Below are 13,466 nucleotides of genomic sequence, written 5' to 3'. Positions count from 1 at the left end.
GATTCAGAGCCTTCAGCCCAGGCCGAGCGCGGCCTTGTAGGTATCGAGCACCATTTCCATCTCGCGCCGGTCGTCGGGCTCCATTTTGCGCAGGCGGACGATCTGGCGCATGATCTTGACATCGTAGCCCACGGCCTTGGCTTCGCCGTAGACGTCGCGGATGTCGTCGGCGATGCCCTTCTTTTCTTCCTCGAGGCGTTCGACCCGCTCGATCAGCAGGCGCAGGCGGTCGTCGGTCGGCTCGGCATCGGCCATGATGGTGGGCACTCCGGATAGCAAAAGGAACTGATGGCCGGCGCTGTTAGCCGCGCCGCGCGATTCGGGCAAAGCGCGAGGCTGTGGATAGCGGGGAGTGTTTTTCGGGCGCGCGCCACAGCCGCCGACACCGCGCCGGGCGATTTTCGTCGGTTCTCGAAACCGCGGCCCCGCCTAGTGCGTCCCGCCGTTCTTCTTCAGGCTCTCTTCCATCCGCGCCATCTGCTCGGGCGTCGCCTCGGACTGGTATTTCGCCTTCCACTCGTCGAACGGCATGCCGTGGATCACCGCGCGGGCGTCCATCTTGTCGCCCTCATAGCCCGCGTCGCGTATCCAGTCGGCGAGACAGTTGCGGCAGAAGCCGGCGAGGCCCATCAGGTCGATGTTCTGCGCATCGTGGCGGGTCTGGAGATGGCGCACGAGCCGGCGGAAGGCGGCTGCGGCGACCTGGTCGTCGATCGTGTCGATGGTGGCGTTATCGGTCATTTTCGTCCCGTTCGTTCTTGGTTTCATCCCTGCTTTGCCATAGGAGGCGGCGAACTCCCAGGACAAGGCTACTCTCTTGGCAAGCAACGATCCGCGCTCGCCGCATCATCGCGGCATCAAACGCAAGCGCAAGGTGAAGATCCTGGCGACGCTCGGCCCGGCCAGCAATTCGCGCGAGGTCATCGCCAAGCTGATCCGAGCCGGGGCGGATGCCTTCCGCGTCAACATGAGCCACGGCGAGCACGAGACTCATGCCGAAGCGATCGCGACCGTCCGCGCGGTGGAGAAGGAACTGGCCCGCCCGGTCGCGATCCTGTGCGACCTGCAGGGCCCGAAGCTGCGTGTCGGCAAGTTCGAGGGCGGACAGGCGTTCATCCGCCACGGCGCCCATTTCACGCTCGACCGCAATCCAGAGCCGGGTGACGACACACGCGTCGAACTGCCGCATCCTGAACTGTTCGGCATTCTCGAGAAAGGCCAGCGCCTGCTGATCGACGACGGCAAACTGCGGCTCAAGGTGATCCGCGCCGAGCCCGACTCGCTGCTGTGCACCGCCGAAGTCGGCGGCGCGATCTCCGACCGCAAGGGCGTGAACGTGCCCGACACGCTCGTCCCCGTGCCCGCGCTGACAGAGAAGGACCGGCGCGATCTCGCCTTCGCCATCCGCGAAGGGGCCGACTGGATCGGCCTTTCGTTCGTGCAGCGGCCCGAGGACGTCGCCGAGGCGCGGCGGCTGATGGGCGGCTACGGGTCGCTCATGGCCAAGATCGAAAAGCCCTCCGCGGTCAGCAGCCTTGACGAGATCATAGAGCTTTCCGACGGCATCATGGTCGCGCGCGGCGACCTCGGCGTCGAACTCAATCCCGAGGAAGTCCCCCCGTTGCAGAAGCGCATCATCGAGCGCGTGCGCAATGCCGGAAAGCCAGTGGTGGTGGCTACGCAGATGCTCGAATCGATGATCGAGCGGCCGACCCCGACGCGCGCCGAAGTGTCCGACGTCGCCAACGCGGTCTACGACGGCGCCGATGCGGTGATGCTCTCGGCCGAGACGGCCGCCGGCGACTGGCCGGTCGAAGCGGTGACGATCATGGACCGCATCGCCGCGCAGGTCGAAACCGACGAAACCTATGGCGAGCGCATCCATCTCGCCCAGACCCCGCCCGACGCGACCACGGCGGACGCGCTCTCGCAGGCTTGCGCGAGCATTGCCGACACGCTGCCGATCGAGGGGATCATCATCTTCACCGGCTCGGGCATCACCGCAAGGCGCGTTGCGCGAGAGCGGCCCTCCGCGCCGATGCTGGTGCTCACGCCCTCGACCACGACCGCACGGCGCGCCGCGCTGCTGTGGGGCGCGCATGCGGTGCTCACCCGCGACATCGGCTCGTTCGAGGAGATGATCGCCAAGGGCAAGCGCATGGCGTTGCGCCACGGCTTCGGCGGCGCCGGCTCGCGCCTGATCGCGCTGGCGGGCGTGCCGTTCGGCGTGCCCGGATCGACCAACCTGCTCCATGTCGTCACGCTTTCGGGCAACGAACTGGAGCGTCACCGCGGCGACTGACCGAAGCGGAGGCCGCGCCGCCCGGAGTTTTCCTTACTCGCGCGCGCCGAACAGCGCGCTGCCGACGCGGACATGCGTCGCGCCGAGCATGACGGCGGTCTCGAAATCGTTGCTCATCCCCATCGATAACCGGTCGAGGCCGTTGTCGGCGGCGATCTTGGCGAGGAGCGCGAAATAGGGCGCGGGCTCTAGGTCGAGCGGGGGCACGCACATCAGCCCGATCACCGGGAGCGCCGCGCCGCGCGCCTCGGCGAGCAGCGCAGGGACCTCGGCGATAGCGCAGCCGCCCTTCTGTTCCTCTTCGCCGATGTTCACTTGCACGAAGCACGGCACTTGCCGCCCGGCCTTGTCCATCGCCTTGGCCAGCGCCTTGACCAGCGAGGTGCGGTCGAGCGAATGGATGCAATCGAACAGCGCGACCGCGTCGTCCGCCTTGTTTGACTGGAGCTGGCCGACGAGGTGGACGCTGCACTCGGGTGTCGCTTCGAGCAATTCCGGCCACTTGACCTGGGCTTCCTGGACGCGGTTCTCGCCGAAGACGCGCTGCCCTTGCGCGATCAGCGGCGTGATCGCCTCGGCCGGATGGGTCTTCGAGATCGCGATCAGTTCGACCGAGGCGGGATCGCGGCCCGCGATTCTCGCGGCCTTGGCGATGCGCGCATAAACGTCCTCGAGCGGGGTGAGTGGCTCATCCATGGCGCGGTGCTATAGCGTCTTGGTGCCGATCCGCCACCCGCCTCCGTCCGCCTCCATGCCCGACATCTGGCTCGTCAGCGACCCGCGCATCGACGAGAGCCTGGCGCGCGCTCTCGCCCGGCTGCCGCGCGGCTCCGGGCTGATCTTCCGCCACTATGTGCTGCCCGCCAGGGCGCGATGCGCCCGCTTCCGCGTGCTCGCCGGGATCGCACGCCGCCACGGCCACCGCGCGGTGTGGAGCGGCACGGCGCGCGAGGCCCGGCGCATGGGTGCCGACGGGGTTTACGGCGATCCGCGTCGGCTCGCTACGGGACCGCGCCTGCTGCGGCTCGCAACCGCGCACTCGCTGCGCGAGATCGGTCGCGCCAACCGCCATCGCGCCGATGCCGTGCTGCTCTCGCCGGTCTTCGCGACGCGCTCGCATCCCGGCGCAAAGACGCTCGGCGCGGCGCGGTTTCGCCTGCTCGCGGCGCGCTCGCGGCCCCCGGTGATCGCGCTCGGCGGCATGAATGGCGCTCGCGCACGCCGCCTTGGTTGGACGAAATGGGCGGCTATTCAAGCATTTAGCGATTAACGCACAAAGACTTTCCGCCCGGATTCTTGACGCCGAGTCCACCCCGCGCGCATTGTCCACAAGTTCAAAGAGGGAACGAGACGATGGCAACACGGCCCATGTCCGGCGGCAGGCGCGTCGCCAAGCCCGATTGGCGCGCGGTCGTGCGCCGCGCCTTGCGGCGGGCCGCCGAGCTCAGCGGCGCGATCGTGCTGTTCGCGGCGATGATCTTCCTGGCGCTCGCCATCATCAGCTATCACCAGACCGATCCCTCGGCCTCGACGGCGGCGGGCGGCGAGGCGCAGAACTGGATGGGCCCCGCGGGGGCCTGGATCGCGGACATCGCCCTCCTCGGCTTCGGCCCGGTATGCGTGCTGTTCCTGCCGATGCTCTACGTCTTCGCGCGCAAGCTGTGGCGGCTGGTCGAGGAGGAAGACGGCGCGCTCGAACCCAGCGACCAGAAGTGGTGGCGGCCGGTCGGCGTGCTGCTGTTCGCGATGCTGTTGCTGGCGACGATGATGGCGATGGTCTTCACCGAACCGGGCGGCGTGCTGCCCGCCTCGATGGGCGGCATCTTCGGCCTGCTCGGCGCGCGCGGGGTCGAGGCGCTGGTCGCGCTGCTTCCCCTTGCCGCGCAGGAGTGGACGCTGCTCGGCGTCAAGATCGCCTGTCTGGTGATCGGCGTGGCGCTGGTAGGGCGCGTCTTCGCGATCGACTGGGGCCTGCTGCTGACTCTGCCCGGACGGCTCGGCCGCGTGCCTGCGCTGCCCTCGGCCGCGAACCTCCCATTCGTCGGGTCCAAGGACAGCGGGCACGCGGACAAGGGCGCGGAGCCCGCCCGCGCCGCGCCGCGCGCCGCCGCCGCTCCGGCGATGCCCGTCGGCGACGCGGCGCGCCGGCCGCCAGAAATCGTCGATCCCAGCCGCCCGGCCAAGCCCGCGCAACTCGGCACCGGCAGCCGCCAGAAGGATCTGTTCGACCAGTACCAGCTTCCCTCGCTCGAGCTGCTCGCCGAACCGCGCGAGGGCAGCGAGAAGAAGATCGACAAGCTCAGCCTCGAGCGCAACGCGCGCCTGCTCGAAACCGTGCTTGACGACTTCAACGTCAAGGGCGAGATCAGCGCGGTGCGCACCGGCCCGGTGGTCACGATGTACGAACTCGAACCCGCGCCCGGCATCAAGGCCAGCCGCGTGATCGGCCTCGCCGACGACATCGCCCGCAACATGAGCGCCATCTCCGCGCGCGTTTCCTCGATTCCCGGGCGCACGGTGATGGGCATCGAACTGCCCAATGCCGACCGCCAGACCGTCAACTTCCGCGAGATGGTCGGTTCGGAGAACTTCGCGCATCACAAGGGCATGCTGCCGATCATCCTGGGCAAGGACATCGCCGGCGAGCCGGTGGTCGCCGATCTCGCGACGATGCCGCACCTGCTCGTCGCGGGCACCACCGGCTCGGGCAAGTCGGTGGGCCTCAACTGCATCCTGCTCTCGCTGCTCTACCGGATGACGCCCGCCGAGTGCCGGCTGATCCTGGTCGATCCCAAGGTGCTCGAACTCAAGAGCTACGACGACATCCCGCACCTGCTTTCGCCCGTCGTCACCGAGCCGCCCAAGGCGGTGCGCGCGCTCAAGTGGGCGGTCGAGGAGATGGAGCGCCGCTACCGGATGATGAGCGAGATCTCGGTGCGCAACCTCGCCAGCTTCAACGAGAAGGTGCGCAGCCACGCCGCCAAGGGCAAGCCGCTGGGCCGCCGCATCCAGATCGGCTTCGATCCCGAGACGGGCGAGGAGCTGTTCGAGGAAAACCAGCTCGACTACGAAGTGCTGCCGCAAATCGTGCTGATCGTCGACGAACTCGCTGACCTCATGGTCACCGTCGGCAAGGAGATCGAGGTGCTGATCCAGCGCCTCTCGCAGAAGAGCCGCGCGGCGGGCATCCACCTGATCATGGCGACGCAGCGCCCGTCGGTCGACGTCATCACCGGCGTCATCAAGGCGAACCTGCCCACGCGCATCAGCTTCGCCGTCACCAGCCGCATCGACAGCCGCACGATCCTGGGCGAACAGGGCGCCGAGCAGCTCCTGGGCAAGGGCGACATGCTCTACAAGCCCAACACCGACCCGATCAAGCGCGTCCACGGCCCGTTCGTGTCGGACGAGGAAGTCGAGAGGGTGGCGGAATTCTGGCGCGCGCAGGGCAAGCCCGAATACGTCGATGCCGTCACCGAGGAGCCCGAGGACGGCGGCTTCGGCTTCGAGGACATCGACGCCGCTTCGGACAACCCCGAAGAGCGCAAGTACCGCCAGGTCTGCCAGCTCGTGTTCGAAAACCAGAAGGTATCGGTCTCGTGGCTCCAGCGCCAGATGGGCGTCGGCTACAACACCGCGGCGAAGTGGGTCGAACGCATGGAAGGCGACGGCTTCGTCGGCCCGGCCAACCATGTCGGCCGCCGCGACATCTACCGTGACGAGAACGGTAACCCGCTCTAGCAGCGCGATCTATTTCAGGCGGCCCGTTCCGACTTGTCGCCCTTCTGGTCCATGCCGGCCTTCGCGGCGGGTTTGCCGTAGAGGTAACCCTGGCCGATATCACAGCCATAGCCGATCACGCTTTGCGCGTTCTCGGCCGTGTCGATGCCTTCCACGGTCACCTGCATGCCCAGATTGTGCGCCAACGAGGTGATCGTGCGAACGATCGTCTGCGACGATTCGTTGATGTAGACGTCATGGACGAAGGATCGATCGATCTTGAGCTTGTCGAACTCCAGCTCGCTCAGATGCCGCAACGAGGAGTAGCCGGTTCCGAAGTCGTCCAGCGCGACGCGGATGCCCTGGCTCTTGAACTGCTGGATGACGTTGCGAGCCATCTCGACATCGGTCACCAGCGAGTTCTCGGTGATCTCGATTTCCAGCCGTCCCGGGGCGATGCCCGCTCCGGCCAGGATTTTCAGTACCCGTTCCACCAGCCATTCGTCGCCGAACTGGACCGGCGACAGGTTCATCGCGAACGTCAGCTCCGGCGACCACTTGCGCACGTCGGCCGCGGCCTGTTCGAGCAGGCTGTAGAACATGTCGTCGATCAGGCCGATGTCCTCGGCGATGCCGATAAAGTCGTCTGGCATGCGCAGTTCGCCGTCATCGAGCCGCCAGCGGGCCAAGACCTCGTACCCGATGATCCGCCCGTCCTCCAGACAGACCAGCGGCTGATAATGCGGCTCGATCCTCTCCGCGCGGATCGCATCGCGCAGGTCGGCTTCCATGCTGGCGCGTCGAATCGCGGCCATCTCCATTCCCGCCTCGAAGAAACGGACGCAGTTGCTTTTGCGGACCTTGCACTTGTACATCGCCGCGTCCGCCTGGGACATAGCCGCGTCGGCGCTGACGTCCGAGGAATCGACATAGGTCACGCCGATGCTGGCGCCGATCGTGACCGAACCGTGCTCCAGTTCGAAGGGCGCGTCGAAGCATGCGGATATGTCCTCGGCGCGCGCGATCAAGGCCTCGCCCTGCGGCGCGTCCCTGAGCAGGATGACGAATTCGTCGCCGCCCAGCCGGCTGACCACGGCACTGTCGCCGACATGCGCCTTTAGCCTGTCGGCAATTCCGATCAGAAGGGCATCTCCGACCTGATGCCCTTGCAGATCGTTGATCGCCTTGAACCGGTTAAGGTCGATCAGCAACAGCGCCAGCGGCGCCTCGTCCGCCTGATCGATCGCTTGCTCGATGGCGTGGGTAATGTTGCGCCGATTCGGCAGACCCGTGAGGGGATCATGCATGGCCATGGCCTGGGCCTGCTCTTCCGCCTCGATACGACAACTGAGTTCCCGGTATGCCTCGCGCAGGCGGCGGACGGAGAAGATGGTCATTGCAATGGGCAGGACCATCATCCCGGTCAAGATTTCATCAAGTTCCCAGCTTTCATGAGTGCTCGAAAAATCAACGACATACTCGAAGGCCTCGATGGAAATGAAATAGGCCAACAGGGCGGTGAATCCGCCGAATACCATCAGCGCGTCACGCCAGATGGTGCGCTTTAGGCGCGCGCTGCTGCTCTTGCTGGGTGAACTCGTACTTTTCATGCTAACCTAGCATAGAAAAGAGAGTTTTAAGTAGTTGCTAACAATGCGATCTGGGACTTGGCTTGCAATGGCCCCGTCCGCGAGGCGCACACCCGACAAGAAAAGACGCTCGCTTGCCGCATCTTCCTTCCGCGCTCCGCCAGGCCTAGATTGCGCCGCGTGTCGATCTCCCGATTCCCCGCCCGCCCCTGATGGAAGACCACGCCCAATCGTTCCTGCTGCGCGATGGCTTCTTCCTGCTCGGCGCGGCGCTGCTGTTCGTGCTGATCTTCCGCCGCTTCGGGCTGGGAGCGACGCTGGGCTACCTGGCGGCGGGCGCGATCACCGGGCCCTACGTGCTCGGGCTCGTCGGCGATGCCGAGGGCAAGATCGGAATCGCCGAGCTGGGCATCACGCTGCTGCTGTTCATCGTCGGCCTCGAACTGGCGCCGCGGCGGCTGTGGCGCATGCGTCACGAGATCTTCGGGCTCGGGCTGCTGCAGGTGACCTTGTGCGGGCTCGCCATCTCGGCGGTGATCTGGTCGGCGACCGGCTTTTCGCTCACCGCCTCGCTCGCGCTGGGGCTGCCGCTCGGTCTGTCCTCGACCGCGCAGGTCCTGCCGATGCTCCAGAGCGCGGGCCGGCTGCATACCCCCTTCGGCGAGCGCGCCTTTTCGGTGCTGCTGTTCCAGGACCTGTCGATCATCCCGCTGATCACGATCATCGCCGCGATGAGCCGCAATCCCGCCGCCGCCGAGGGACCGCCAGGCTGGCTGCTCGCGATCTACACGGTCGCCGCGATCGGCAGCCTGATCGCGGCGGGCCGCTTCTTGATCCGACCGCTGTTCGGCCTCATCGGCAATCTCGGCGAGCGCGAAATGTTCGTCTTCGCCGCATTGTTCACGGTGATCGCCTCGGCCGCGCTGATGCAGTGGCTCGGCCTTTCGACCGCGCTCGGGGCCTTCATCGCCGGGGTCATGCTGGCGGACACGCCCTATCGCCACGAGCTCGAGGCCGATGTCGAGCCGTTCCGTTCGATCCTGCTCGGGCTGTTCTTCATCACCGTGGGCATGATGCTCGACTTGTCCGCGATCGCGGAGCGGCCGCTGTTCGTCGTCAGCATGGCGCTCGCGCTGATCGTGACCAAGATGGCGGTGATCTTCGTGCTGGCCCGCGCCTTCAAGATGGACTGGCGCCAGTCGCTCGCGCTCGGCCTGCTGCTCAGCCAGGGCGGCGAATTCGGCTTCGTGCTCTTCGCCCAGGCGAGCAAGGCCATGCTGATCGACCCGGAGGTCGCCAGCCTGTTCGGCGCGATCGTGACGCTCTCGATGATCACCACGCCGTTCCTGATGATGGCCACGAGCCGGATCCGCGCCTATCCCGCGCGTACCGAAGCCCGCGAGGAACCGCGAGCCGACGGCGCGAGCGCGCTGGTCGTGGGCTATGGCCGCTTCGGACAGACCGTGGCGCAGATGATGCTCGCCTCGGGCATCGAGGTGACGCTGATCGACACCGATGTCGAGATGATCGACCTCGCCGCCAATTTCGGCGCCAAGGTCTATTTCGGCGACGGCACCCGGATCGACATGCTGCGCCAGGCCGGCGGCGCCGAGGCCGAGGTGATCGCCTTCTGTATCGACGGCGACCAGTTGACCGAGGATTTCCTGTTCGCGGTCCACAAGACCTTCCCCAAGGCGCAGCTCTATGTCCGCACCTTCGATCGCCGTTCGCTGCTTCGGCTCAAGGGCGCGCCGGTGGAAACGATCGTGCGCGAGGTGCTCGAATCCGCCGTGAGCATGGGCCGCGCCGCGCTCGGCGGACTCGGCCTGTCGATGGAGGATATCGACAAGGCGGAAAGCGACTATCGCAACAACGACAAGGAGCGGCTGATGATCCAGCACAAGGAAGGGGACCTCACCGCCGCGCGCGACCGGATCTTCACTCGCCCGGAGCGCGGCGAGGCGAATTGACCGGCCACGCTAGCGAGGCAGCGGATAGCCGGCGAAGCGTTTGATCCGGCGCAGCGAAAAGCTCGACCGCATCGACGAGACGCCGGGCAGGCGCGCGAGGCAATCGCGATGGATCGCGTCATACTGATCGAGATCGGCCGCGGCCACGCGCAGCAGGTAGTCGGCGGCGCCCGACATCAGGTGGCATTCGAGGATGTCGTCGAAATCGGCGACCGCGCGTTCGAAGCGGTCCATCGCCTCGCGGCTCTGGCTGGTGAGCGAGATCTCGACGAAGACCTCGACCGCAAGGCCGATCGCGCGCGGTTCGAGCCGGGCGCCGTAGCCGGCGATGACCCCCTGCTCCTCGAGCGCCTTGACGCGGCGATGGCACGCGGAGGCCGATAGCCCCACCGCTTCGGCGAGCTGCGCGATCGAGAGCGCCGAATCGGCCTGAAGCGCCTGAAGTAAGGCGGCGTCGGCACGCTGCATGGGAAATTCTCCCTATTATCCGAGGGTGATCGACAAATATCGCCAATCGCACGGCCCGCAACCGACAAATTTGGTGAAACATTGCATCCGATCGCGGGTATCTTCCTCGCCCAGGGCAACTCACCTCGGAGATCGGCAATGCGCGTTGGAACCGTCCGCGAAATCAAGAACCACGAATATCGCGTCGGGCTCACGCCCGAGAGCGCTTGCGAGCTCACGGCGAACGGACACGAAGTCTGGGTCGAAAGCGGCGCCGGGCTCGGCATCGGCGCGAGCGACGCCGAATACGAGGCGCAGGGCGCGAAGATCGTCGCCGATGCCGCCACGATCTTCGCCGAGTGCGAGATGGTGGTGAAGGTCAAGGAACCGCAGGCGGTCGAGCGCGCGATGCTGCGCGAGGGTCAGATCCTCTACACCTATCTCCACCTCGCGCCCGATCCGGAGCAGACCGCCGACCTCGTCAAGTCGGGCGTGACCGCAATAGCCTACGAGACCGTCACCGGTCCGGGCAATTCGCTGCCACTGCTCAAGCCGATGAGCCAGGTCGCTGGCCGGATGTCGATCCAGGCCGGTGCGACGGCGCTGCAGAAGGCCCATGGCGGACGCGGCGTGCTGCTCGGCGGCGTCCCCGGCGTCATGCCCGGCAAGGTGGCCGTGATCGGCGGCGGCGTGGTCGGCTTCAACGCCGCGCAGATGGCGGTCGGCCTCGGTGCCGACGTGACCATCCTCGACCGCAATCCCGACGTGCTCGAAAAGCTCGGCATCCACTTCGAGAGCCGCGCCAAGACCCGCTTTTCGAGCAAGGCCAACCTCGCCGAGAGCGTCGCCGACGCCGACCTCGTGATCGGCGCGGTGCTGATCCCGGGCGCCGCCGCGCCCAAGCTCGTCACGCACGCGATGCTGGGCACGATGAAGCCCGGCGCGGTGCTCGTCGACGTCGCCATCGACCAGGGCGGCTGCTTCGAGACCAGCCACGCGACGACCCACGCCGACCCGACCTTCGTGATCGACGGGATCGTCCACTACTGCGTCGCCAACATGCCCGGCGCGGTGGCGCGCACGAGCACTTATGCGCTCAACAACGTCACGCTGCCGCACGCCCTCGCCATCGCCGGCAAGGGCTGGAAGCAGGCGCTGCGCGACGATGCGCACCTCGCAGGGGGGCTCAACGTCCATGCAGGGCACGTCACCTACGAGGCGGTGGCCCAGCAACTGGGCTACGAATACGTAACGGTCGACAGTATAATTTCTTAATTTTCCCGACGAGGCGTTAACCGCATCTTGAAGCTCACGGGTGCACGGCGGCTTTCATGGCTGCCGGCATCCTGCGCAAATTGCTGTTCCTCGTGCTGATTGCCGTCGCTGCGACCGGCGCCAGCGCCAGGGCGGCGCCGACAGCCTCGGTGACGCGGACTTGCCACACCGAAGTCGCGGCCGGCACCGACTATGCGACGGCGGCGGCGCTGCCGGGGTTGTGGACCTGCGGCGCGGGGGACTGGTCGATCGCCAGGCCGCGTGCCTTCGTGCGCTTCGACCTGAGCGGCGCCACGCGCGGCGAGCCCCTCGAACTCAGCACGCGGCTGACTCGCTTCGACCACATGAAGCTGATCGCGATCGGCACCGACGGGGCGGTCGCGATGCGAGACTTCGGACCGAACGATCTCAATTTCGCCACCACCGGCTGGAAAATGCGCGCCGCGCTGCCCGATCCCGGATCGCCGCTCACAAGGGTAGTCATGCGCGTCGACGGCGCCCGGCACGTCGGACTGCTGTCCGACGCGCGCATCGGCCCGGAAAGCGCGTCCGCCACTGTCGCGCGGAGCGAACTTCTGCTCGCGTGGCTGTGCGGTCTGCTCAGCGTCCCGCTGATCTTCAACTTCGCCTTCTACCGCGTGCTGCGCCAGTCCTTCGTGCTGTGGCACGCCAGCGCGGTTCTGTTCATGCTGGTCCATACGGTAACCGCCAGCGGCCTGATCAATCGCTTCGTCACCTTCTCGATGATGCAGATCAGCGTCCTTTCGGCCTTTTCCTGGGGGCTCGGCATAGCCTGCGCCGCGATCTTCCTGATCGGGCTGATCGAGCCGGGCAAGCTCAGCCGGCGCAATATCTGGTCGCTGCGCGCGATCGTCCCCTGGGTGCTCGTCTGGACCACGTTCTACCTGTTCGCCGACGGAGCGCTGCGCGGCCTCGCCACACCGCTCTACAATGCCTCGTTCTTTCCGGTGATCGTCGCCTTCGTCTGGGCCATGGCGACCGCCGCGCGGCGGGGCAGCCGCGCGGTCCGCTTCCAGATTCTCGCCTGGACACCGCTGCTACTGGCCTGCGTCGTCAGGCTCGTCACTTCGGTCGAACTGTTCGGCCTCGCCCCGCAGGGCATGATGGTCGCGCAGCACGTGGCGATCGGGCTGGAGATCGTCATAACCTCGCTCGGCGTCGCCGATCGCTTCCTGATCATCAAGCGTCAGCGCGACAACGCGATCGCGCATACCAAGATCCTCGCGGGCCTCGCCGAGCGCGACCCTTTGACCGGGCTCTACAACCGCCGGGCGATCGAGGCGCGCTTCTCCGAACTGATCGCCGACGGCTTCCGGACCATGGCGGTGATCGATCTCGACCAGTTCAAGGCGGTCAACGACACCTACGGCCATACCGTCGGCGACAGCGTGCTGCAGACCGTGGCCGTGGCGCTGATGCCCGAATCCGATACGATCGCGGTGCGCATGGGCGGCGAGGAATTCCTGCTGCTGCTGCGCGGACGCAATGCCGCCGATCGGGCGGAACGCAGGCGCCAGGCGATCCCCTCGCGCGTCGCCAGCGAAATGCCGGGGCTCGAGCAGCTTGTCACCGCGAGCATGGGGCTGGTCGAATATGCCGCCGACACCGCCGCGGACTTCGCGGAAATTTACCGGCGATGCGACGAGCTGCTCTACAACGCGAAGGACGACGGCCGGAACCGTACGCGCAAAGCCAGAATCGGAAAGCCCACCCCGCGTTCCGCCGCGGCCTGATCCCGCTCAGTCAGCGGCCAGGAACGGCGCGGCGACCTCGGGCGGAATGCGCATGAGCCGTCCCGATGCGACATCCAGCATCGCCCAGGTCGTGCGCGCCGAAACGATGACCTTGCCCGCCGCGTCGCGGAAGTCCACTCGCCGGTCGAACCGCGCTCCGTGGGGAGGATCGGGAACGAAGGTCTCGGCGGTGACGCTCTCGCCCTCGCGGATGTTGCCGCGGTAATCGATCTCGTGGCGGGTCACGAGCCAGACGTAGCGATCGACATGCGCGCGCGGCGCGATCGCTTCCCAGTGAGCGACCGCGATCTCCTCCATCCACTGCACCCAGACCGCGTTGTTGACGTGGCCCATGCGGTCGATGTGCCCGGGCGCGGCGGTGAAGACGAGCGAGAAGCGCGTCACGCGA

The 13,466-nt window shown here is 66.8% G+C and carries 12 protein-coding genes; 6 read left to right on the top strand and 6 right to left on the bottom strand.

Annotated elements, in window-relative coordinates; genetic code table 11:
* Positions 1-12: 12 nt before the first annotated feature.
* Positions 13-255 carry a DUF2312 domain-containing protein gene (locus tag B2G71_RS00710; RefSeq protein WP_098103849.1) on the bottom strand — a complete coding sequence of 81 codons (243 nt, stop codon included), beginning with the start codon at positions 253-255 and terminating at the stop codon, positions 13-15.
* Between the two features lie 174 nt (positions 256-429).
* A complete protein-coding gene (locus tag B2G71_RS00705; protein WP_098103848.1) occupies positions 430-741 on the bottom strand; it encodes a DUF1244 domain-containing protein in 312 nt (103 codons plus the stop codon).
* 76 nt (positions 742-817) lie between these two features.
* Between B2G71_RS00705 and pyk the strand changes: the two genes are divergently transcribed.
* Positions 818-2,302, top strand: coding sequence for a pyruvate kinase (gene pyk / locus B2G71_RS00700; protein WP_098103847.1), 1,485 nt, complete (start codon positions 818-820; stop codon positions 2,300-2,302).
* A gap of 33 nt (positions 2,303-2,335) precedes the next feature.
* Here the strand turns inward: pyk and B2G71_RS00695 are convergent, their stop codons facing one another.
* Positions 2,336-2,998: a YggS family pyridoxal phosphate-dependent enzyme gene (locus B2G71_RS00695; protein WP_098103846.1), complete on the bottom strand. Its 663-nt coding sequence runs from the start codon at positions 2,996-2,998 to the stop codon at positions 2,336-2,338.
* Between B2G71_RS00695 and B2G71_RS00690 the strand changes: the two genes are divergently transcribed.
* Together B2G71_RS00690 and B2G71_RS00685 are read left to right on the top strand one after the other, a co-directional pair.
* A complete protein-coding gene (locus B2G71_RS00690) occupies positions 2,997-3,572 on the top strand; it encodes a thiamine phosphate synthase (protein ID WP_098103845.1) in 576 nt (191 codons plus the stop codon). The two genes, B2G71_RS00695 and B2G71_RS00690, sit on opposite strands and share 2 nt — an antisense overlap.
* 83 nt (positions 3,573-3,655) lie before the next feature.
* The gene (locus B2G71_RS00685; RefSeq protein WP_098103844.1) at positions 3,656-6,043 is read left to right on the top strand and encodes a DNA translocase FtsK; all 2,388 of its coding nucleotides are present in this window, start codon (positions 3,656-3,658) and stop codon (positions 6,041-6,043) included.
* A gap of 14 nt (positions 6,044-6,057) precedes the next feature.
* On the opposite strand, the gene B2G71_RS00680 is transcribed toward B2G71_RS00685, so the two are convergent.
* Positions 6,058-7,632 (bottom strand): EAL domain-containing protein, encoded by a 1,575-nt coding sequence (locus B2G71_RS00680; protein WP_098103843.1) that lies wholly within the window; start codon positions 7,630-7,632, stop codon positions 6,058-6,060.
* Between the two features lie 191 nt (positions 7,633-7,823).
* On the opposite strand from B2G71_RS00680, the gene B2G71_RS00675 reads away from it, so the two are divergent.
* Complete coding sequence (locus tag B2G71_RS00675) at positions 7,824-9,581, top strand: cation:proton antiporter (RefSeq protein ID WP_098103842.1); 1,758 nt, start codon at positions 7,824-7,826, stop codon at positions 9,579-9,581.
* A gap of 9 nt (positions 9,582-9,590) precedes the next feature.
* On the opposite strand, the gene B2G71_RS00670 is transcribed toward B2G71_RS00675, so the two are convergent.
* Entirely contained in the window at positions 9,591-10,049 is a 459-nt protein-coding gene (locus B2G71_RS00670; RefSeq protein ID WP_098103841.1) for an Lrp/AsnC family transcriptional regulator, read from the bottom strand.
* 138 nt (positions 10,050-10,187) lie between these two features.
* On the opposite strand from B2G71_RS00670, the gene ald reads away from it, so the two are divergent.
* Positions 10,188-11,303, top strand: coding sequence for an alanine dehydrogenase (gene ald / locus B2G71_RS00665; protein WP_098103840.1), 1,116 nt, complete (start codon positions 10,188-10,190; stop codon positions 11,301-11,303).
* A gap of 56 nt (positions 11,304-11,359) precedes the next feature.
* Positions 11,360-13,057, top strand: a complete 1,698-nt coding sequence (locus B2G71_RS00660; protein ID WP_098103839.1) for a diguanylate cyclase — start codon at positions 11,360-11,362, stop codon at positions 13,055-13,057.
* 6 nt (positions 13,058-13,063) lie between these two features.
* Here B2G71_RS00660 and B2G71_RS00655 read toward each other — a convergent pair whose 3' ends face one another.
* Complete coding sequence (locus tag B2G71_RS00655) at positions 13,064-13,462, bottom strand: acyl-CoA thioesterase (protein ID WP_141521450.1); 399 nt, start codon at positions 13,460-13,462, stop codon at positions 13,064-13,066.
* Positions 13,463-13,466 lie beyond the last annotated feature (4 nt).

Origin of the sequence: Novosphingobium sp. PC22D (assembly GCF_002556635.1) — a bacterium.
Lineage (GTDB): Bacteria > Pseudomonadota > Alphaproteobacteria > Sphingomonadales > Sphingomonadaceae > Novosphingobium.
Note: the sequence above shows the minus strand (reverse complement) of the source record. Positions and strands in the feature narration are given on the sequence as shown.

Excerpts from the sequence above, each read along its gene's own strand:
- B2G71_RS00690 (WP_098103845.1), top strand. The coding sequence starts at position 2,997 with ATGGCGCGGTGCTATAGCGTCTTGGTGCCGATCCGCCACCCGCCTCCG.
- B2G71_RS00695 (WP_098103846.1), bottom strand. The coding sequence starts at position 2,998 with ATGGATGAGCCACTCACCCCGCTCGAGGACGTTTATGCGCGCATCGCC.
- B2G71_RS00680 (WP_098103843.1), bottom strand. The coding sequence starts at position 7,632 with ATGAAAAGTACGAGTTCACCCAGCAAGAGCAGCAGCGCGCGCCTAAAG.
- B2G71_RS00670 (WP_098103841.1), bottom strand. The coding sequence starts at position 10,049 with ATGCAGCGTGCCGACGCCGCCTTACTTCAGGCGCTTCAGGCCGATTCG.
- ald (WP_098103840.1), top strand. The coding sequence starts at position 10,188 with ATGCGCGTTGGAACCGTCCGCGAAATCAAGAACCACGAATATCGCGTC.
- B2G71_RS00675 (WP_098103842.1), top strand. The coding sequence starts at position 7,824 with ATGGAAGACCACGCCCAATCGTTCCTGCTGCGCGATGGCTTCTTCCTG.
- B2G71_RS00705 (WP_098103848.1), bottom strand. The coding sequence starts at position 741 with ATGACCGATAACGCCACCATCGACACGATCGACGACCAGGTCGCCGCA.
- B2G71_RS00710 (WP_098103849.1), bottom strand. The coding sequence starts at position 255 with ATGGCCGATGCCGAGCCGACCGACGACCGCCTGCGCCTGCTGATCGAG.
- B2G71_RS00660 (WP_098103839.1), top strand. The coding sequence starts at position 11,360 with ATGGCTGCCGGCATCCTGCGCAAATTGCTGTTCCTCGTGCTGATTGCC.
- B2G71_RS00685 (WP_098103844.1), top strand. The coding sequence starts at position 3,656 with ATGGCAACACGGCCCATGTCCGGCGGCAGGCGCGTCGCCAAGCCCGAT.